Below are 20,342 nucleotides of genomic sequence, written 5' to 3' on the forward strand. Positions count from 1 at the left end.
ATGGATATCGAAAACGTGCACGGCTGCTTTGCAAAGCGGTGCGGGGGCGCCGATCCATATATCGCCGATGCTCATATCGATTCCACTTTTGATTGTTTGTGCAACGCGGCACGGTTCGGTAACTTGCGATCCACCATTCCCATCGCATCCATCGAAAGAGAGAACCGCACGTGTACCAGGCAGAGTCGAATACCCAGAAAAAGAACCGGAACAACAGAGGCCGCGGTGCGCTGACCGCCAGCGCCGCGGCGGCGGCGGCGCTGTGCGCCATGCTGGCACCGGCGCACGCGGCATCGGTCGCCGCGGCCGTCGCCGCCGTGGAGGCGGCACCCGCGCTGGCCGTCGCCATGGCGGAGCAGGCCGAGGTGGCGGGGGCCGCGGCGGCCGCGAGTGCGGCGGCGGAAGCTGAATCCGGCATCGCGATGGCCGGTACCGTGCACGTCGCCGGCAAAGCCCTGAACGGCGCCGACCGCGCCAGGCTGCGGCTGGACGAGGTACCGGGCGGCGTCAGCGTCGTCAGCCAGGAGCGCGTGGAGCGGGGTCGCGTGTTCACCAACGAAGACGTGCTGGCCTTCCAGCCGGGCGTGTATGCCCAGGCGGCCGGCGGCACTGACGGCATCAAGATCTCGATCCGCGGCTCGGCCATCAACCGCGGCACCAATTTCTTCCGCTCCGGCACGCTGTTCCTGTTCGACGGCCTTCCCGTCACGGGGCCGGGCGGCACGCCGTATGAACTGTTCGAGCCGCTCGGCCTGTCGCGCACCGAGATCCTGCGCGGCGCCAACGCGTTCGACGCGGGCGCGCTGATGCTGGGCGGCGCGATCAACTACGTGACGCGCACCGGCCGCGATGCCGCGCCCTTCGAGGTGCGCGTGGAGGCCGGCAGCTTCGGCTACAAGAAAGTGGCCGTCAGTTCGGGCCGCGTGATCGGCGACTGGGATTACTACGTGGCCGGCATCGCCTCGGAGCGGGACGGCTACCAGACACTGTCGCAGGGCGAGTCGCGCGGCTTCATCGGCAACCTCGGCTACAGGATCGCCCCGAACCTGGACACGCGCTTCTACTTCCGCTACCGGAAGACCGATAACTGGCAACCGGGCGCGCTGACCGTGGCGCAGGTGGAACAGGACCCGCGCCAGGCCAACCCGGTCGCCGTGGCGCAGAACGCGCACCGCAACCAGCCCGGTTCGCGCTGGCTGGCCAACAAGACCACCTGGACCATCGACGACGCTTCGTCGCTGGAAGTGGGCCTGGTGGTGCACGACTACCCGATCGACCAGCAACTGGCCGTCAATGTCGGCAGCTGGGGCTTCGCCGACACCTCGTTCTCGCTGCAGTACGCGCGCCGCGATACGCTGTTCGGCAAACGCAGCGAAACCAGGGTGGGCGCCTTGTCGACCAGTCACCTGAACCATGGCTGGCTCGATACGCGGGTACGCATCCCGGCGGCGGCCACCGCCGCGCTGCCGGTCGGCACGCTGATCCGCCGCGCCGAGTACGATGGCGAAGACCACGTGCTCCATGCCGGCAACGACCTGGAAGTGGCGCCCAGCCTGTGGCTGACGACCGGCGTTTCCGCCATCAAGACCAAGCGCTATACGGAAGTGGTGTATCCGGTCACGAGCGAACCGTACCGCCGCAGCACCACGGCGCTGGCGCCGCGCGCCGGCCTGCGCTACACCTTCGACAACGAGATCCAGGTGTTCGGCAATGTCAGCCGCTCGGTCGAGCCGCCGAACTCGTGGGCCTTCCTGACCATCCCGCCCACCTTCACGTCCGGCCCCGCCACCGGCCTGTCGCGGCGCGGCCTGGACCTGAAGGACCAGAAGGCCAACAGCGTCGAACTGGGCACGCGCGGGCGCGCCTTCGACTCGAACTGGAGCCTGTCGGTGTACCGCGCGCTGGTGAAGAACGAGCTGCTGTCGGTCGAGGTGATCCCCGCCTCGGCGACGTCGGCGGCGATCACGGCCGAGTCGAACGCCACGCCCACGGTCCACCAGGGCATCGAGGCGGGGCTCGAATCGCAGCTGTGGGAGGGCGGCGCGGCGGGCCGGCTGTCGGCGCGCCAGTCGTTCACGCTGAACGACTTCTATTTCCGCAACGATGCCCGCTTCGGTCGCAACACGCTGCCGGGGATCCCGAAACGCTTCTACCAGGGCGAACTGCAGTACGAGCACCCGGGCGGCTTCTACGGCGGACTGTCGGTGCAGGCGGCGTCGCGGATCGACGTCGACTACGCCAACTCGTTCCGCACCCATGGCTACGGCATCGTCAACGCCAGCGTCGGCTACGACCATCCGCGCGACGGCTGGAAGGTGTTCGTCGACCTGCGCAACCTGGCCGACAAGCACTACGTATCGAGCGTGGCGCCGGCCTACAACGACGCGGGCACCGACCAGCGCCGTTCGGCGCCCGGCGAAGGCTTCGGCGTGTACGCCGGCATCCAGTACGCATTCCGCTGAACGGAGAAACCATGAGCGACATCCACGCATCTTTCCATCCGGCGGCATACCGGCCGGAGCCGGCTCCAACGGCCGTCGAATGGACCACCGAGGCCTTGCGGGAGCGCTTCCGGCCGGTGTTCGAGCGCATCGCGGCGGGCGCCGTCGAGCGCGAGCAGCAGCGCCGCCTGCCGTTCGACGAAGTACGGCTGCTGCGCGAAGCGGGCTTCGGCGCGCTGCGCATCCCCAGCAGTTACGGCGGCCTGGGCGCGACACTGCCGCAGTTCTTCACGCTGCTGCTGGACCTGGCGACCGCCGATTCGAATATCTCGCACCTGCTGCGCGGTCACTTCTCCTTCCTGGAAAGCCGGTTGAACCACGAGGACGAAGCCACCCGCGCGTTCTGGTTCCCCAAGGTGGCCGACGGTGCGCTGATCGGCTACGCGATGGCCGAGCAGTCCGCCAGCACAACGATCGGCACCACCATCGTCCGCGATGGCGACGGCTGGCTGCTGAACGGGAAGAAGTTCTACAGCACCGGCACGATCTATGCCGACTGGATCGTGGCGACCGCGAAGGATGGCGAGCAACTGGCCAGCATCGCCTTTCCCGCCACCTTGCCGGGCGTGACCCGCCTGGACGACTGGGACGGTTTCGGGCAGCGCATGACCGGCAGCGGCACCACGGTGTTCGACAACGTGCGGCTGCGCGATGACCACGTGGTGCGGCGCTTCGACGGCACGGTGCCGGCCTCGTACAACAAGGCCTTCCTGCAACTGGTGCTGCTGACCAGCATGGCCGGGGCGGCCCGCGCCGGGCTGCGCGAGGCGATCGCCTTCGTGCAGCGCAAGACCCGCGCCTTCGATGTGCCGGGCGAATCGAGCCCGCGCGAGGATCCGCTGGTGCAGCGCGTGGTCGGGCGGATCGCCAGCCTGTCGTATGCGGCCGACAGCATCGTCGCCACGGTCGCGCGCACGCTGGAGGACACCTGGCAGCGCGCCCGTGCCGGCAGCGCGGACGATGCGCTGTATGCCGCCGTCGAGATCGAGGCCTTCCAGGCGCAGCAAGTGGTGATCGACCTGGTGCTGCAAGCCAGCACGCTGCTGTTCGACGTGGGCGGCGCATCGGCCACCAGCGAGGCGCGGCGGCTCGACCGTCACTGGCGCAACGCGCGCACGGCCGCGTCGCACAACCCGGCGATTTTCCGCGAACGGATGATCGGCGACTACTGGCTCAACGGCACGGTACCGCCGCGCATGCCGGCTGCCGAGCCGGCACGGAACTGACGGCCGGGCCGTTACCGGGAGGCAGCGGTTACAATCGATGACAGTTTTTTATCTGCCAGACGCTACCATGTTGAATACATCGCGGCGGGCGCTATCGGCGCCTGTCCGGGGCCGCTTCCGTCATTCAACAATTAAAAGGCTGGCAGATGATTCCTTTCCTGTGCTTCCACCTGGCACCGCAGTTCTACTTCCCGTTCAGCGGCGCCGTGTCGCAAGCCATCGATCCCGACATTACCTGGTTCCAGAACGTGATCCGGCCCGGCGCCGGCAACGCGCGCATCGAACGGCGCGCGTTCGAGGAAGTGGCATCGTACGGCAAGCAGCTCGGGCTGATCACCGAGGTTCTGCTGGAGCAGGCAACGCGTGCCGATGGTGAAGATTCCGAAGCGGTGCGCAAGCTGCGCGCCATGCAGTTGCAGATCGAGGGCATCAAGGCCCAGGAGTACGGACTCGCCGACCAGGCCCTGGTCGCGCGGGTGATCCAGGCTTTGCGGAACGGCGGCCCCGAGCTCGCCGTACTCGCAAGGCAGACGGTGCCGGCGATCGAACCGGGACCCCAACCAGTGGAGCAGCCATGATGAAGCGTCAAGCAAGAAGAAACAGCGATATGGAAGCCGTCGTGCGGCAGGGCCTGGTGGTCGATGCCCAGCGCGGCTCGGCGAACGCCTGGGTGTACATGGCGGCGCAAGGCGTGCCGCGCAGCGTGATCACGCGCGTGCTGTCGGCGCCGGACAACCGCCGCGATGGCGACCGTTTCGCCGTGGAGTCGGCGCGGTTCCCGATGCCGGCGGTGCGAACGCGGGCGCCGCGGCATGCGCACTGACGGGACACCGGTAAAACAAAAGCCTCCGCGAGCGGAGGCTTTTTCATTTGCGGCGGCGGCTGATTACAGCGGCGGCAGCGGGCCGTTCACGTACGGCGCGCCAGCCAGTTCGATGGCGCGGCGGAGTTCGGCGAGGAAAGCGGAAACCAGGCGGGAAAAGCCCGAAGTTTCGTTGGCGGCTTCGAAGCGCGGTGCGGTGGTGGTCGTCATGGTCATGCTCCTGAATGCGTTTGCGTTGGCGATGGTTGAATCTTACGCGCCGTCCAGATATAGATCCAATTTTGATTTCCCATGCCGGCGATAAGATTTGCGTATATCTACTGGAAATCCGTCATCACTGTTGCGTTAGGTAAATATACGTTTTGCTTATTTCTGTCGGGGTGATAAATTTCTGCCAAGAAAAAAGCCAGGGTAGTGGCCCTGGCTTTCCACGGACTTCCTGTCGGGCAGTCTTACAGCGGCGGCAGCGGGCCGTTCAGGTAAGGCGCGCCGTATTGCTTGATGGCGTTGCGGAGGAAGGCAAGCACGCTGCGGACCGCGCGGGCAATGGCGGAGCCGGACTGGCGTTCGTTGGCGGCGGGGGAGGCGGTGATCGTGGCGTTCATGGCGGTTCTCGATGTCGTTGGCGTTATGCGATGGACGAATGGTACGGTCTCGATAAATATAAGACCAATTACGAGTTTGGATGTTGGCTATCTTGATCGTGAATAACACCCGATGTGCGAGAAGCGAACCTGTGATCAATAGCGAATGCGTTCAATGGCTTCCGCATTTCAGTTAGCGGTCGCATAGCTGGTGTCGGACACCACCGGTGTCGGACACCGGTTCTTGTTCGCATGTTGCTGACTTCGGTCTGGAAAACCGGTGTCCGACACCGAAAAGCCGGTGTCCGACACCAGCGGCACTGCAGCTGTCGGCAATATCGACGTCCGCTTTACGCAGCGGCATTCGAGCCTGTCACCGGCTGTCCCCGCCCAACGCCGGACAGTTACCGCTTGCCCAGCAACTCCACCAGCCCGTCCCCCAGGCTGCCGCGCCAGTGGTACCAGTCGTGCCCGGCGGCGAATTCGCGGTAGGCCACCTGGTACCCCTTGGCGCGCAAGACGTCGCGCAGGTGCCGCGTGGTGTCGAGGATGCCGGGCGAGCCGGCGCGGCCGGTTTCGTACAGGCCCGCTTCGAGCAGGAAGCGCACCGGCACGGCGGGCGCGCCGGCGAATTCGCGTGTCAGCCATTCGGGTTCCTCTCGGCCGGGCGACCACCAGAACGAGCCGGACTGGCTGTACACGTTGCCGAACAGCTCGGGATGCCGCAAGCCGGCGTGGGCAGCGGCCAGGCCGCCGTAGCTGGCGCCGCCGATGACGGTCTTCGCCGCCTCCGCGTACACGCCCCGCGCCCGCGCCCACGGCATCAGTTCCGTGGCCAGGAAGCGGGCGAAAGCCGGGTTCGGCGGCAATTCCGCGCCGCGCGATTCGGCACTGGGGTTGGCGACCAGGATGCCCGCGGTCCGCGGCAGCGCGCCGCTGCCGGCCAGGTTGTCGAGGATGACCGATGCCGGTACTTCATTGGCCAGATTCTCGGCATCGAACAGCACCACCAGCGCATTGCCGGCCGCGCCGGGCTGCCAGCCGGCCGGGCGGTACAGTACGATGTCGCGCTCGTTGCCCAGTTCCCGGCTGGCCAGCCGCAGCGTTTCCACCGTACCGGGGGCGATGCCGGGACGCGGTTCGACCCACGCCTGCGGCGGCGCGGCCGGCAGTTCCAGCACCGAATTGCCATCGAAGCGGTCCAGCGGCTTCACGGGAAAACTGCGCGGATTGAGGGGATCGCGCTGCGCCGTCGCCAGGATCGCGCGGCGGCGCTGGGACGGCATGCCGTCGAAGTCCGGCACGTCGGGCGCCAGCCGGTACGACAGCCGCGTGCTGGCCGGCACCCGGTAGCTGCGGTACCAGACATCGCTGTCGCCCAGCCGCGCCATCGCATCGTGGTCGGACGACGGCGCGCCCAGGATGCGCACGTTGGCGACGGCGCCGCGCCACAGGAACGTCAGCAGGACTTCATCTTTCTCCAGTGCGGGAACCACGCCCGCCGTTTCGACCAGCGGCCCGCCGCCGGCCGCCGCCTCGGCCCAGAAGGCTTCGGTGCCGCCGCCGCCGGCCAGCGTTTCCCGCAGGGCGCGCAGCCGCGGGCTGTCCGGCAGCACGGGCGGTGCCACCTGCGCCGCGCGGGGCACTTGCCGCGTCAACTGGAGTTCGTAGGAGCCCGCGACCGGGGCGCGCACGTCCAGCGTGTATGGCCCGCGGTCGCCGGCGATGAACATGAAGTCCTGCTCGTCGCGCCGGCCCTTGGCCAGGATGCGGGCGCGCTGGCCGTCGCGGTCGAGCAGCACCAGGCGCATGCCCTGGCCCGCCAGCAGGCCCTGCACGAAGTCGCCGGGCGCCAGTTGCACCGGATGTTCGCGGTGGGTCTGCGCGGCCAGCGTGCCGGTGAAGCGGGGCAGGCCGGCGGCCGCCAGCGCCGAAGAGTACAGCGTTGCCAGCATGGCGATAGCGAGGAAGCGCCGCATCAGAACCTCGCCAGCAGCGACAGGAACAGCCGGCGGCCTTCCTCGTTGAAGTCGGCCGAGACGTCGCGCTGCGTGCCCCGGTCGGCCACGTTCAGCACGCCGGCGCTGACGGTGTACTGGCCGGCCCGGAACGCCGCCGACAGGTCGGCCACCGTATAGCCACCCTTGCGCAGCATGTTCACGCCGCTGGCGGGCACGTTCAGGTATTGCTCGCCGATGTAGCGCGCCGTGGCGGACGTGCTCCACGCGTCGGCCGGACGCCAGTCGAGCGACACGTTGGCGTTCATGCGCGGCCGGTAGACCAGCGGCAGGTCCTTCGCACCGCTGGTGTTCTTCGTGTCGGTGTAGGTGTAGTTGACGCGGCCCGTCACTGTGTCCGTCAGCGTGGCGCGCAGGCTGGCCTCGATGCCGCGGGTGCGCACGCTGGCGATGTTCTGGTAGGCGAACACCGGCCGGCCATCCGGCAGGAAGCCCTTGAAGTTCGCATAGGACGGGGCCAGCGCGCGGTCCGACGTGCGGCTGGTGATGTCGATCATGTCGCGCAGCTTGTTGTGGAAGGCGGTCACGCCGCCGGCCAGGCGGCCCTGTTCGTACAGGATGCCCAGTTCCTTGCTGGTACTGGTTTCCGGCTTCAGGTCGGGACTGCCGATGATGTAGCAGCCCACGGTGGCGCTGCCGCACGATACCGAACCCCAGTTGCTGGACCCCTGCAGCAGTGTCGGCGCACGGAAGGCCCGCGCCCAGCCAGCCTTGACGGTCCACTGCGGCGCCGCGTGCCACACCGCGTAGGCACGCGGGCTGTGGTGGCCGCCGAAGTTCTCGTGGTGGTCGTAGCGGTCGCCCAGCGTCACGCGCACGTCGCCCGGCAGCACGATCTCGTCCTCGATGAACAGCGCTTCCTGCCGGACCGCGATGTTCGGATCGGCGCGGTAGCCCGGCGTGCCGGGCAGGCCGGTCACGTTGGCGGGATCGTGCAGCTTCTCGCGGCGCGCTTCGCCGCCCACCGTCAGCGTGTGGCCGGCCGATTCCCAGGGCAGCACCAGCTTGCCGTTGACCGTGTCGTTGCGGGCTTCGTTCGGGTTCTTCTGGCCGGTGACGGTGCCGACCAGGTTCTGCGTCTTGTCCAGGTTGATCGACAGGTCGGAGCGGCCGAAGCCGTAGCGGCCCGAGTGGCTCAGCGAGCTGGCATCGCGTTCCAGGATGAAGCCGCCGTGGTCGCGCCGGCTGGTGTCGTGGCCCAGCTTCACTTCATGGCCCGCGGCGGGCAGCCAGGACAGCAGGGCGCTGTACTGCCGGTTGGCGATCAGCGGCATGCCGGCCTGCGCCACGCCATTGACCGGCGCATTCACCTGGCCGTCGCCATCGCGCTTGTCGTAGCCGGCCGACACCCGTAGGCCCAGCACGTCCGGGATCAGCGGACCGCTGGCGCTGACGCTGGCCGAGCGGGTATCGCCGGCGGCGTCGTCGCGCGGCGCCACGGCATCGAGTTTCACGGTGCCGCGCCAGGTCTTGCCGACCTTTTTCGTGATGATGTTGACCACGCCGCCGATCGCATCGGAGCCATACAGCGACGACATCGGCCCGCGCACCACCTCGATGCGCTCGATCTCCGTGGTGGGCACCCAGCCCGTATCGTAGTCGTTGCCGCGGAAGCTGGCGCTGGTGGAGTTGACGCGCTTGCCGTCGACCAGGAACAGCGTATAGGCGGCGCCCAGCCCGCGCAGCTGCACGCCGGGCACCAGGTTGCCGCCGCGCGACAGCGACACGCCTTCGATAGTGCCGAGCAGCTCGGCCACTTCCAGGACCGGGCGCTTCTCGATGTCGGCACGGGTCAGCACGGAAATGCTGGCCGGGGCGTCGCGCACGGCCTGCTCGTGGGCCGATGCCGTGACCACGACGGTGGGCAGGGCTTCGGCTTCCTGGGCCTGGGCGCCGCACGCGGCGATGAGCGCGAGACTGGCGGGCAAGGTCGTGACCAGGGCGCGGGCGAGGGCGGGAGCGAGGGCGGGAGCGAGGGTGCTGGAGACGGCGCCAGCCAGCGGCCGGCGGCGAAGGACTGCGGATTTCATGGACTTCCCCATTTGAGAATGATTCTTATTTGCGAAAAACGGGAATTGTGGCAGACTATTGCAAAAGGGATATTTGTTAAAAATAAGAATATGTTTGAGCCGGAAAAGAAATTGGCGGGTACGCGCCATCCATGCGGGAGCACGCGCTACGTGACGCGGGCCGACCTGGTCCGCAGTGCCGGACTGCTGGGAGCGGCCTACACCTTCAACGACAGCGCGCCCGCCGACGAGCAGGTGCTGCACGGCCAGTTCGACACGCTGCAACTGCGGCCCGGCCTGATCCTGCACGCGGCCTGCGTGCGCGACCTGCGCACCATGGACACCAGCAACCAGCTGGATCCGGCCGTGAAGATCGTGCTGCTGGTCGACGGTGCCACCGACCTGTCGTTCGGCCATCACCGCTTCCAGCTGGGGCCACGCTCCGCCGATCCGGCCCAGCGGGCCAGCGGGGCGCTGGTCAACCTGGCCGAGGAAGACCTGTTCGCGCGGCGCTGGCAGGCCGGCCGCACCGAACGCAAGGTCAGCCTGACGCTGACGCCGGAGTGGATCGAAGAGGGCGGACTGGCGGCGCACGGCGACCACGCCGCGCTGCGCGCCTTCTGCCGCGAACACCTGGCGCGGCAGCCCTGGACGCCGTCCGCACGGGCCCGTGACCTGGCGCGGGCCATCCTCGAACCGGCATCGTTCGAGCCGGGCCTGCACCGGCTGCGGCTGGAAGCGCGCTGCCTCGAGCTGGCGGCCGAAGCGCTGGCGGCGGTCGGCGAGCACATGCCCGGCACGCCCGCGCTGCGCGAGATCGACCGGCGGCGCCTGCGCCGGCTCGATGAACTGCTGCATGCGGCGGCCAGCGACGCCTTGCCGACCATGCCGGCAGTTCCGGCCCACGCGCCACCGCCGGCCGGCCTGCCGGCGCCCGTTGCGTCGGTGCCCGTGCCTTGCATGCCGGCGCTGTCCATGCCGGAGTTGTCCATGGCCGGGATTGCGCGCGCCATCGGCACCAATCCCGTATCCCTGCAGGCACTGACGCGGCGCGCCTGGGGCTGCTCGGTGTTCGAGCGCCTGCGCATGCTGCGGCTGGAGCGGGCGCACGACGTGCTGCTGCGCGGTGGCAGCGTGGCCGAAGCGGCCGCGGTGGCGGGATATTCGGCGGCCACCAACTTCGCCACCGCCTACCGGCGCCGCTATGGCTGCACGCCGCGGCAGGCGGCCAGCGGGCGCGCGGCATCACCTGTTGCAAACGTTGAGTGATCGTTCCGACCCGGCCGTGGCGCGCAGTCCTACGTGCCGGTAAGGGCAGGGCTTATAAAAAAACATCCGGGACCGGCCTACCATGGCGGCTCCTTCAAGCGAACTGCATCACCAGGTCGCATGAAGGATCTGAATGTTCAACTCAACAAGGAGATCATCATGGCAGCCGATCGTTCGAACAACAACAATCCTCAAGGCAACAACCAGCACACGCAAAACCGTGGCAACAGCCAGTCGGGCAACGGCGGCAACAGCCAGTCCGGCACCAGCAACCGCGGCTTCGCATCGATGGATCCGCAGCGCCAGCGTGAAATCGCCTCGGAAGGCGGCCGTGCCGCCCACGCTTCGGGCAACGCCCACGAGTTCACGTCGGAAGAAGCACGCCGCGCCGGCCAGATGAGCCACAAGAACGACGGCAACCGCCAGAGCTCCTCGAGCGGCAACAGCCAGTCGGGCAACCGTGGCAACAGCCAGTCCGGTAACCAGGGTGGCCGCGGCACGCAGGGCGGCTCGCCGGAACAGCACGCCGCCGCCGGCCGCCAGAGCCACAAGAACGACCGCTGATCCGCAAGCTGGCCACAAGTTGGTCGATAAGTGGCCAATGAGTTGGCCAGTAAGCCGGTCATCCGGAAGCCGCCCGCCAGGCGGCTTTTTTGCATCCGGACTGCGCGTGTTTTTGATGGCTGGAAAGAGCGGAATTTGAGGGGCAATATTGCGTCAGGCAAACGCAGCGAAAACTCGACACTTTGCGCACACGACAGCAGAGCGTGCTTGTGTGACTAGCGGTAGTGGAGCATGATTTTCCAGCATTCGCGCCACCCATCAGTTCCTGGTTTTCCTTGTTTTCCCCCGATTGCCACATCCAAGACGGAGACCGCCATGACCAGCAGACCGATTCGCCCGCTGTCCCTTGCACCTTCCATCGCCGTTGTTTGCGCTACCACGACCTTTGCCGCCACCCTCGCCGCCACCCTCGCCGCACCCGCCGCGCTGGCCCAGAACACCCCGCTCGCCGATCCGATACCAGGCACGCTGCCCGCCAGCGCCGTCAGCGTGGCGTTCCGTCCGCTGCTGGCGGGCCTGACGGCGCCCGTCGCCGGCGCGGTGGCACCGGGCGAACCGAACTTCCTGTATATCGTGGACCAGGTCGGCAAGATCGTGAAGGCGCCGGTGCAGGGCGCCGTGTCCAAGGGCTCGTCGGCCCTGTTCCTCGACGTCGCCAGCCGGCTCGTGCCGCTGAACGAGCGCGATGAACGTGGCTTGCTGGGGCTGGCCTTCCACCCGGATTACGCGGCCAATGGCCGCTTCTACCTGTATACGTCGGAGCCGGCGCTGGGCACGGCGGACTTTTCCACGCTGCCGGCCGGCACGGCGCCGGCCTACCATAACGTGGTGTCCGAATGGCGCGTGGCCAATCCGGGCAGCGCCAGCCCGGTCGTCGATCCGGGCAGCGCGCGCGTGCTGATGCGCATCGCCAAGCTGCAGGGCAACCATAACGGCGGCGCGCTGGCCTTCGGGCCCGACCGCATGCTCTACATCTCGCTCGGCGATGGCGGTGGCGGCGACGACCAGGGGCCCGGCCACGCGCCGGAAGGCAACGGCCAGAGCCTGGCGCCGGGCAATGTGCTGGGCAAGATCCTGCGCATCGATCCGCTGGGCAGCAATGCCGCCAACGGCGCCTACGGCATCCCGGCCGACAATCCGTTCGTGGCCCGCGACGGCGCAGACGAAATCTTCGCATATGGCTTGCGCAATCCGTTCCGCATGGCCTTCGATGGCGAAGGCCGGCTGTGGGCCGGCGACGTGGGGCAGGGCGCGATCGAGGAAGTCAACATCATCGTTTCCGGTGGCAACTACGGCTGGCGCATCAAGGAAGGCAGCTTCCTGTTCGACGCCAACGGCAGTGCCCCGGGCTTTATCCACACGGCCAGCCCCGGCGCCCCGGCCAACCTGGTCGATCCGCTGGCCGAATACGATCACTCCGACGGGGTCGGGCAACCGACGCTGCGCCGCGCGGTCATCGGCGGCTATGTCTACACGGGCTCCTCGATCCCGCAACTGAGCGGCCAGTACGTGTTCGCCGATTATGTCGGCGACGACGGCACGGGCAAGCTGATGACGCTCGGCGTGCGCAACCAGGTCGAGCGGCTGATCGCGCCGAAACGCGACCCGCTCGGCATGCCGGTGCTGGGCATGGCGCAGGATACCGCCGGCGAGCTGTACGTGCTGGGCAACGCCACCGGCACCACGCGGGGCAATACCGGCGTGGTGCTGCGCATCGCTCCCCAGCGCTGACGGCGCGGCGGGGCCCATGCCGGCCATCCGGCACGGGCCCCGTGCCCCGATCCGCGGCGCGCCTGCCGCGGCTTTGCTACACTCCCGCCTTTTGCCTTCGCACGAGGTGTTCCCCATGCCGTCATCCAGCATGCCGCCATCCCCCACGCCGTCATCCCGTTCTTCGTCATCTGACCCGTCGTCATCTCCCGAACTGCGCGCCTGGGCGCTGCGCTGCCTGCTCGACACCGACCCGGTCGCGAAAACTGGCGAAGTGGCCCGCATGGCGGCCGCGTGGGCCGCCGGCGCCTGCGCCCTCGACGCCGGCGCCGCGCTGGCCGATTCGCCGGCGATCCCGGGGCGGCCGGCACGGCCCGAGCTGGTCTCGCCGGCCAGCGTGGGCCGCCGCTCGATGGCCACCGCGGAAGGGCGCGCGATGCTGATCCACGCGCTGGCCCACATCGAATTCAATGCCGTCAACCTGGCGCTCGACGCGCTGTGGCGCTTCCCCGGCATGCCCGAGCAGTACTACGCCGACTGGCTGCGCGTGGCGAACGAGGAAGCCACTCACTACCGGCTGCTGGCTGCCCACCTGGCCACGCTGGGGCACGCGTACGGCGACTTCCCGGGCCACGACAGCCTGTGGGAAATGGTGCACAAGACGCGCGGCGACATCACGGCCAGGATGGCGCTGGTGCCGCGCACCCTGGAAGCGCGCGGGCTGGACGCGGTGCCGCCGATGCGCGCCAAGCTGGCGCAGGCGGGCGACCTGGCCGCGGCGGAAATCCTCGACATCATCCTGCGCGACGAGGTGGGCCACGTGGAGATCGGCAACCGCTGGTACCGCTGGCTGTGCGAAGGGCAGGGGCTGGAACCCTATGGCACCTACGACGAGCTGGTGGAGAAGTACCGGGCCCCGGTGCTGAAAGGCCCCTTCAACCTGGAGGCGCGGCGCCGGGCCGGCTTCACGGAGGAGGAGATGGCGCGTTTCGCGGCGCTGTCCGGCGCCCGGACGAAGGAATAGCGGCCGGGGCGCGCCGGCGGCCCGGCGCCATGCGCTCAGTGCATCGCCGCCTGCCGCCGCCGGATCTCGTGCTGCACGCCCACCGCGTCGAGCGGCGAGGCGATGTAATACCCCTGCAGCTCGTCGCACTGCAGGCGCGCCAGCAAGTCGGCCTGTTCGGGCCGCTCGACGCCTTCCGCCACCACCTTCATCCCCAGCGCGTGGGCCATGGTGATGATGGCGGTGAACAGGATTTCCCCCTGGCCGTCGCCGCCCAGCCGGTGGGTAAACGACTTGTCGACCTTCAGCAAGTCGAAATCGAGCTGCTGCAGCATCGACAGCGACGAGTAGCCGGTGCCGAAATCGTCGACCAGCAGGCGGATGCCCAGCGCGTGCATGGCCTGCAGCCGCTCGGACGTGCGCACCGGGTCGCGGATCATGGTCGATTCGGTCAGCTCGATCTCCACCCGGTCGGCGGGAATGCCGTGCCGCTCCAGCGACTGCAGGAACAGGGCATGCATGTCGCGCTCGTTGAACTGCCGGCTCGAGACATTGATCGACACCGGTACCGGCGCGCAGCCGTCGCGCGTCCAGGCGGCGATCTGGGCGCACACGCTGTCCACCACCAGCTCGCCCAGCGGCACGATCATGCCGGTTTCCTCGGCCAGCGGGATGAATTCGTCCGGATACAGCAGGCCGGCGGTGGGATGGTTCCAGCGCACCAGTGCTTCCAGGCTGGCGACGCGCTGCGTGGCGGCTTCCACGCGCACCTGGTAATGCATCACGAATTCGTTGCCGGCGATGGCGGCCTGCAGCTCCCGCTCGCGCTGCTTGCGCTGCCGCATCGCTCCGTAGAATGCCGGGTCGAAGAACTGGTAGCCGTTCTTGCCGCGCGTTTTCACTTCGTACATGGCGATGTCGGCGTGGCGCAGCAGCGTGTCGACATCGTGCGCATCGCCGGGGCACATGCTGATGCCGACCGAGGCGCCGACGCTGGCGGTGCCCGCGCCGATCGCGATGCCGGCGTGGAAGGCCTGCAGCACGCGCGCCGCCACCTGCGCCGCCTCGCCGGTGCCGTTCAGGTTTTCCAGGATCACGATGAATTCGTCGCCGCCCAGCCGCGCCACATGGTCGCCCGGGCGCACCGCGACTTTCAGGCGGCGCGCCACGATGCGCAGCAGTTCGTCCCCCGCGGCGTGGCCGAAGGTGTCGTTGACAGCCTTGAAGCCGTCCAGGTCGATGAACAGCACCGCCAGCAGCCTGCCGCCGGCCTGCGCGCGGGCCACCGCCTCGGGCAGGCACTTGCCCACCCAGGCGCGGTTCGGCAGGCCGGTGAGCACATCCTCGAAGTTCTTGCGTTCCAGGTTCGACAGGTGGGCCCGTTCCAGCGTCACGTCGCGCAGCGTCACGGCCAGCACGTCGCCGGAGCGCCGCACCTTGACGCGCACGCAGGTGGTCTCGCCGCCGAACGTCGATTCGATGTCGCCTTCGGCGCTGCCTTGCTCCATTGCCTGCGCCAGCAGCGCCACGGCCGGTTCGACGGGAATTTCGCGGCTCAGCGCGGAAACCCGCTTGCCGATCAGCGCCTCGCGCGTGCTGTGCGACAGCGCCGCGCCCTGTTCGTTGCAGTCGATCGTGACATAGTCGACGATCCGCCCGCCCGCGCCGAACACCGGCGCCGTGATGAAGAAACCCTCGGTACTGGCCTCGGTGGCCTTGCGGTAGGCATCCTGCGCCACGGTCAGCCGGTAGCGCTGCAGCGCGAGGCGGCCGGACAGCGCCATGCCCACCAGCACGAAGATCAGCAGCGCGACCGAGGCGCCGACGGCGGTCTGGCGCGAGGCCCGCTCGCGCTCGCGCACCAGGGCCAGCGCATGCGGCTGGTCGGCCCCGGCCAGCACCATCAGCGGGAACCCCTCCACCGCCTGCCAGCCCACGTAGCGGCCGACCCCGTCGCCGAATTCGGCGCCGCGGACGAAGGCGCTGCCGCTGCTGCTGGTCAGCGCCTGCTGCAGCGGCGGCGGCAGCAGCTGGATGCGGCGGAACGCCTCGCCCAGCTTGAAGGCGCGCACCGTGCCGTCGCTGCCCACGGCGGCCAGGAAGCCGTGGCTGCCCAGGTGGCCGTCATCGTAGTCCGCGATCAGGTTGGCGGGATCGATCGACACCACGGCCACGCCGGCGAATTCGCCGTCCCGGTCGAGCAGCTTGCGGGAGAAACGCACCATGTAGCGCATGCGGGTCCGGTCGGGCAGCGGCATGCCGATGAACATGTCGTCCGCGGCGCGCAACTGCTGGGAAGCGAAGAAGGGCAGCTCGGCCACCCGGGCCAGCTCGTCGGCGGCCCACAGGCCGTTCGCATTGGTCATGCGCAGCCGCGCGTCCGCGTCGAACACGCTGATGCGCAGCGGCATGCCGGCCGGATCGGCCATCTTGCCGAACTGGTCGAGCTTCATGGCGCCATCCAGCGCCTGCCACTGTACGCGGATCATCGTCAGCACCTGGTCGATCATGCCCAGGTTGGCCCGCGACTGCGCAGCGCCATCCTGGGCGACCTTCAGCGTGGCGGCCAGCACCTGGAGCTCGGCGGCGGCCAGTTCGCGGTTGAAGTTGTTGAGCAGGAACAGCCAGGAGGCACCGGCGATCAGCAGCCCGGCCACCGGCCACAGCAGGATGAACACCAGGTAGGGGCGCAGGGCCGCCCAAGGGGGCGGGCGCAAGCTGGCGAACCTGAAGGGCATGGTAAGTCCGGGAAAGAAGGCGGCCGCGGGATACGCTGGCGCCATGAAAGCCGATATTCATCGGAGGATACACCTGTTGGCCCGGCCGCACGGCCGCGCATTGTGCCGAACGCAACAATATCGGCGCCGCGGCGGCCGAAGTGCAGGCGCGGATGACAACGCCATGGCCGAGATATCATGAATTGATATAGCGGCCATCATTTATGGAATTGGTCAATCGACAAGTCGCGCCCTACGATACCTCCTTTGCTTCTCCGACAAAGGAACCTTCGTGGCCGGCCCAATCACTTCCGCAGGCGCGACACTGGATGGACAGGCGCCGTCGCCTGCCAGCTACAAGTCGGCGCTCTCGCTGCTCGCGAGCCTGTTCTTCATCTGGGGCTTCATCACCGTCATCAACAACACGCTGCTGCCGCACCTGCGCAGCGTTTTCGAGCTCAGCTATACACAGACGACGCTGATCGAATCAGTCTGGTTCATCGCCTATTTCGTCGCGTCGATCCCGTCGGCGCGGCTGATCGAGCGGGTCGGCTACAAGAAGGCGATGGTGGTCGGCCTGTGCATCATGGCCGCCGGCGCGCTGGGCATGATTCCGGCGGCGCGGCTGCCGTCGTACGCCGTGACGCTGGTCGCGCTGTTCGTGATCGCCTGCGGCATCACGCTGCTGCAGGTGGCGGCCAATCCCTACGTGGCCGTGGTGGGCCCGCCGCAGACGGCATCGGCGCGCCTGAACCTGGTGCAGGCCTTCAATTCGCTGGGCACCATGTTCGCGCCGCTGTTCGGCGGCTACCTGATCCTGGGCCGCTCCACCAGCGGCACCGCCGAGGCGGGACAGGTGCTGACCCAGGCCGAGCGCCTGGCCGATGCGCAGGCCGTGCAGCTGCCCTACCTGATCGTGGCGGCCGTGCTGGTGCTGCTGGCCGTGATCATCGCGCGCTACCCGCTGCCGGCGATGACGTCGCGCCGCGTGTCGAAGGAAGAGCGTGGTGCGCATTCGCTGTGGAAGCACCGCAACCTGGTGTTCGGCATCCCGGCCATCTTCATCTACCTGATCGCCGAGATCGGCGTGGCCAACCTGTTCATCAACTTCGTGTCGCAGCCGGACATCGGCAACCTGACACACGAGGGCGCCTCGCATTACCTGTTCCTGCTGTGGGGCGGCATGATGGTGGGCCGCTTCGCCGGCAGCGTGCTGATGCGCTCGATCTCGGCCGAGCGCGTGCTGGCCGGCGCCGCCATCGGCGCCTTCATCGTGATGCTGGTGGCCACCTTCGCCTCCGGCCCGACCGCGATGTGGGCGCTGGTCGCCGTCGGCCTGTTCCACTCAGTGATGTTCCCCACCATCTTCACGCTGGGGATCCGCGGCCTGGGGCCGCTGACCGAGGAAGGCGCCGGCCTGCTGATCATGGCGATCGCCGGTGGCGCCCTCGTCGTCGTGCAGGGCTGGCTGGCCGACATCTACGGCCTGCAGATGTCGTTCCTGCTGACCGTGATGTGCGAGCTGTACATCCTGTTCTATGCCGCCTGGGGTGCCAAGCCCACCAACGCGTTCCCCGAAACGCAGCACTGAGAAGCCCTCCGCCGGCGGCGCCCGCCGCCGGCATGTCGCCGCAGCCTTCCCGAGGCTGCGCGATGTCCGCAATGCCCCCGAACGCCCGTAGGCACCAGCGCCGGCCCCTGCTTTGCCACATCCGCTGCCACATCTTGACAAACTTTTCCGCTCGTAAATGAGTATCATTCTCATTTGCTGCTGTTGAGCAGTACATCGTCAACAAGAACAAACAGGAAAAGTACGGAACCATGCGCTGTCAAGAAAAGATCGAACAACGATTTGCCAGGAAACCCATCGCCCTTGCCATCCCCCTGCTGTTCGCCGGCGCGAACGCGCTTGCGCAGCATGCCACCGAGCAGCAGCTGGCAACGGTCGTCGTGACCGCTTCCGGCTACGAGCAGAATATCCGCGATGCCGCCGCATCGATCACGGTCATTACCGGCAGCGAGATCGCGAAGCGGTCGTACACGGACCTGGCCGACGTGCTGAAGTTCGTGCCGGGCGTGGCGGTGCAGGGCAGCGGTACCGAGCAATCCATTTCGATCCGCGGCATGGGCAATGCCTATACGCTGTTCCTGATCGATGGCCGCCCGGCGCAGGGCGGCGACACGTTCGAGTTCAACGGCGGCGGCCGGGGCCAGCAGATTTCCTTCATGCCGCCGCTCGACATGATCGAGCGCGTCGAGGTGATCCGCGGCCCGGCATCGGGGCTGTACGGTTCCGACGCGATGGGCGGCGTGATCAACATCATCACGAAGAAAGTCTCGAACACGTGGAAGGGCGGTGTCACGGCCGAATACCTGCATCCCGACGGCGGCAACGACGTCAACGGCGAAGCGTACAACACGAGCTTCATCCTCAACGGCCCGCTGGTCGACGACGTGCTGGGCATCCAGCTGTCGGGCGGCTTCCGCGGCACCAACGAGGGCAGCGTCGTGCAGTTCGGCGACACGTCCACCGGCGACGCCGACTACAAGCAGCGCAACATCGGCGCCAAGGTCACCTGGAAGGCGGACGGCCGCAATACGCTGACGGCCGGCGGCAGCCGCACCGACACCGACCGCTGGCGCAATCCGGGCCGCTCGCTGGCCAGCACGGCGGCGGCCAGCTACCAGGGCTCGGCCAAGGACAACCTGTTCGTGGCGCACGACGGCCGCTACGGCAAGTTCTCGACGAGCACCTACCTGAACTACGATTCGGCCAGCAATCCGACCACGCGCACCAGCGCCCCCAGCGGCGTGGCGCGCGGCATCGACTTCGACACGCTGACGCTGAACAGCCAGGGTACCTGGCAGCCGGGCGCCGCGCACACGCTGACCGGCGGCTTCACCTACAAGAACGAGCAACTCGAGGATGGCGCCACCAGCGCCGTCAACGTGTACAACATTGCGAACGATGCGTTTGTCTCGATGGAGCGTTACCAGCTCTCCGCGTTCGCGGAAGACGAATGGCGGCTGCGCGAGAACCTGGCACTGACCGCCAGTGCCCGCTACGACTACAACGAGCAGTATGGCGGCCAGTGGAGCCCGAAAGCCTACCTGGTGTACCGGGCCAGCGAAGCGCTGACCGTCAAGGGTGGCGCCATCACCGGCTACAAGGCGCCGTCGCTGCGCAACGCTGCCCCCGATTTCTCCGCCACGTCGATGGGCGGCGTCAGCATCGGCAACCCGGACCTGAAACCGGAAACCATCGTCAGCGTCGAATTCGGCGTCGACTACGAACGCAGCGACCTGGGACTGAAAGCCAGCGCCGTGGTCTACCGGACCGATTTCGACGACAAGATCACGCGCTCGGCCGACTTCCTGTGCCTGCCCAACGTGGTGTGTCACTACGGCGGCCTCGAATATCCAGCCCACCAGTACGGCTACAAGCAGACAATCAACGTGGACAAGGCGCGCATCCACGGCGCGGAGCTGGCGCTGGACTACCGTTTCACCGGCAGCCTGTCGGTGCGCGCCAACTACACGCTGACCGATTCCGAGCAGCTGACGGGCGCCAGCCGGGGCAGCCCGCTGAACGACCAGCCGAAGCACGCCGCCAACCTGGGCCTGAACTACGATCATTCGCGCGGCACCAGCTTGTGGGCACAGGCCGCCTATACCGGCAAGTTCATCAGCACAGACCTGGCGACGGGGGCCTCCACCTCGCAAAGCTACACGCTGGTCGACATGGGCGTGGTGCACCGGCTGAAGCGGAACCTGGCGCTGAAGTTCGGCATCTACAACCTGGCCAACAGGCAGGTCGCCAACAGTTCGAACGGCTACGTCGATGGGCGCCGCTATTCGACGGCGCTGAACTACACGTTCTGAGTGACACATTCCGGCCCGCCGGGATGCGCTGGAAGC

General features: G+C 67.9%; 15 protein-coding genes. 10 read left to right on the forward strand and 5 right to left on the reverse strand.

All coding sequences use genetic code 11. The features are described from left to right. Positions 1-170 precede the first annotated feature (170 nt). From EYF70_RS11730 to EYF70_RS11745, 4 genes are all read left to right on the forward strand, one after another. Positions 171-2,462, forward strand: coding sequence for a TonB-dependent receptor family protein (locus EYF70_RS11730; protein WP_218943773.1), 2,292 nt, complete (start codon positions 171-173; stop codon positions 2,460-2,462). 11 nt (positions 2,463-2,473) lie between these two features. Continuing rightward, positions 2,474-3,727 carry an acyl-CoA dehydrogenase family protein gene (locus EYF70_RS11735; protein ID WP_131145567.1) on the forward strand — a complete coding sequence of 418 codons (1,254 nt, stop codon included), beginning with the start codon at positions 2,474-2,476 and terminating at the stop codon, positions 3,725-3,727. Positions 3,728-3,873: 146 nt separating this feature from the next. Continuing rightward, positions 3,874-4,305 carry a hypothetical protein gene (locus EYF70_RS31240; RefSeq protein ID WP_174800399.1) on the forward strand — a complete coding sequence of 144 codons (432 nt, stop codon included), beginning with the start codon at positions 3,874-3,876 and terminating at the stop codon, positions 4,303-4,305. Next, positions 4,302-4,550, forward strand: a complete 249-nt coding sequence (locus tag EYF70_RS11745) for a hypothetical protein (RefSeq protein ID WP_131145568.1) — start codon at positions 4,302-4,304, stop codon at positions 4,548-4,550. The genes EYF70_RS31240 and EYF70_RS11745 overlap by 4 nt, the downstream gene beginning before the upstream one ends. Positions 4,551-4,613: 63 nt before the next feature. Here EYF70_RS11745 and EYF70_RS31055 read toward each other — a convergent pair whose 3' ends face one another. From EYF70_RS31055 to EYF70_RS11755, 4 genes are all read right to left on the reverse strand, one after another. Next, entirely contained in the window at positions 4,614-4,760 is a 147-nt protein-coding gene (locus EYF70_RS31055; protein WP_165497631.1) for a hypothetical protein, read from the reverse strand. A 242-nt stretch (positions 4,761-5,002) separates the two neighbouring features. Next, positions 5,003-5,155, reverse strand: coding sequence for a hypothetical protein (locus EYF70_RS31060; protein ID WP_165497632.1), 153 nt, complete (start codon positions 5,153-5,155; stop codon positions 5,003-5,005). 383 nt (positions 5,156-5,538) lie between these two features. After that, positions 5,539-7,113, reverse strand: coding sequence for an enterochelin esterase domain-containing protein (locus EYF70_RS11750; protein ID WP_131145569.1), 1,575 nt, complete (start codon positions 7,111-7,113; stop codon positions 5,539-5,541). Continuing rightward, positions 7,113-9,182, reverse strand: a complete 2,070-nt coding sequence (locus EYF70_RS11755; protein ID WP_131145570.1) for a TonB-dependent receptor domain-containing protein — start codon at positions 9,180-9,182, stop codon at positions 7,113-7,115. Before EYF70_RS11755 ends, EYF70_RS11750 begins: the two co-directional genes overlap by 1 nt. 111 nt (positions 9,183-9,293) lie before the next feature. On the opposite strand from EYF70_RS11755, the gene EYF70_RS11760 reads away from it, so the two are divergent. The 4 genes from EYF70_RS11760 to EYF70_RS11775 all read left to right on the forward strand — a co-directional run bounded on the left by EYF70_RS11760 (position 9,294) and on the right by EYF70_RS11775 (position 13,728). After that, positions 9,294-10,430: a helix-turn-helix transcriptional regulator gene (locus EYF70_RS11760; protein ID WP_165497633.1), complete on the forward strand. Its 1,137-nt coding sequence runs from the start codon at positions 9,294-9,296 to the stop codon at positions 10,428-10,430. 159 nt (positions 10,431-10,589) lie between these two features. Next, on the forward strand, positions 10,590-10,994 hold the full coding sequence (locus tag EYF70_RS11765) for a KGG domain-containing protein (protein ID WP_131145572.1): 405 nt from the start codon (positions 10,590-10,592) through the stop codon (positions 10,992-10,994). 315 nt (positions 10,995-11,309) lie between these two features. Then, positions 11,310-12,725 (forward strand): PQQ-dependent sugar dehydrogenase, encoded by a 1,416-nt coding sequence (locus EYF70_RS11770; RefSeq protein ID WP_131145573.1) that lies wholly within the window; start codon positions 11,310-11,312, stop codon positions 12,723-12,725. A gap of 130 nt (positions 12,726-12,855) precedes the next feature. After that, positions 12,856-13,728, forward strand: coding sequence for a ferritin-like domain-containing protein (locus EYF70_RS11775; RefSeq protein WP_229420905.1), 873 nt, complete (start codon positions 12,856-12,858; stop codon positions 13,726-13,728). Positions 13,729-13,763: 35 nt separating this feature from the next. Here the strand turns inward: EYF70_RS11775 and EYF70_RS11780 are convergent, their stop codons facing one another. Beyond that, on the reverse strand, positions 13,764-16,445 hold the full coding sequence (locus EYF70_RS11780) for a bifunctional diguanylate cyclase/phosphodiesterase (RefSeq protein WP_165497634.1): 2,682 nt from the start codon (positions 16,443-16,445) through the stop codon (positions 13,764-13,766). A gap of 271 nt (positions 16,446-16,716) precedes the next feature. Between EYF70_RS11780 and EYF70_RS11785 the strand changes: the two genes are divergently transcribed. Both EYF70_RS11785 and EYF70_RS11790 read left to right on the forward strand, forming a co-directional pair. Continuing rightward, a complete protein-coding gene (locus EYF70_RS11785; RefSeq protein WP_174800400.1) occupies positions 16,717-18,015 on the forward strand; it encodes a sugar MFS transporter in 1,299 nt (432 codons plus the stop codon). Positions 18,016-18,245: 230 nt separating this feature from the next. Beyond that, positions 18,246-20,306, forward strand: a complete 2,061-nt coding sequence (locus tag EYF70_RS11790) for a TonB-dependent receptor domain-containing protein (RefSeq protein ID WP_131145576.1) — start codon at positions 18,246-18,248, stop codon at positions 20,304-20,306. Positions 20,307-20,342 lie beyond the last annotated feature (36 nt).

The organism is Pseudoduganella albidiflava (genome assembly GCF_004322755.1).
Lineage (GTDB): Bacteria > Pseudomonadota > Gammaproteobacteria > Burkholderiales > Burkholderiaceae_D > Rugamonas > Rugamonas albidiflava.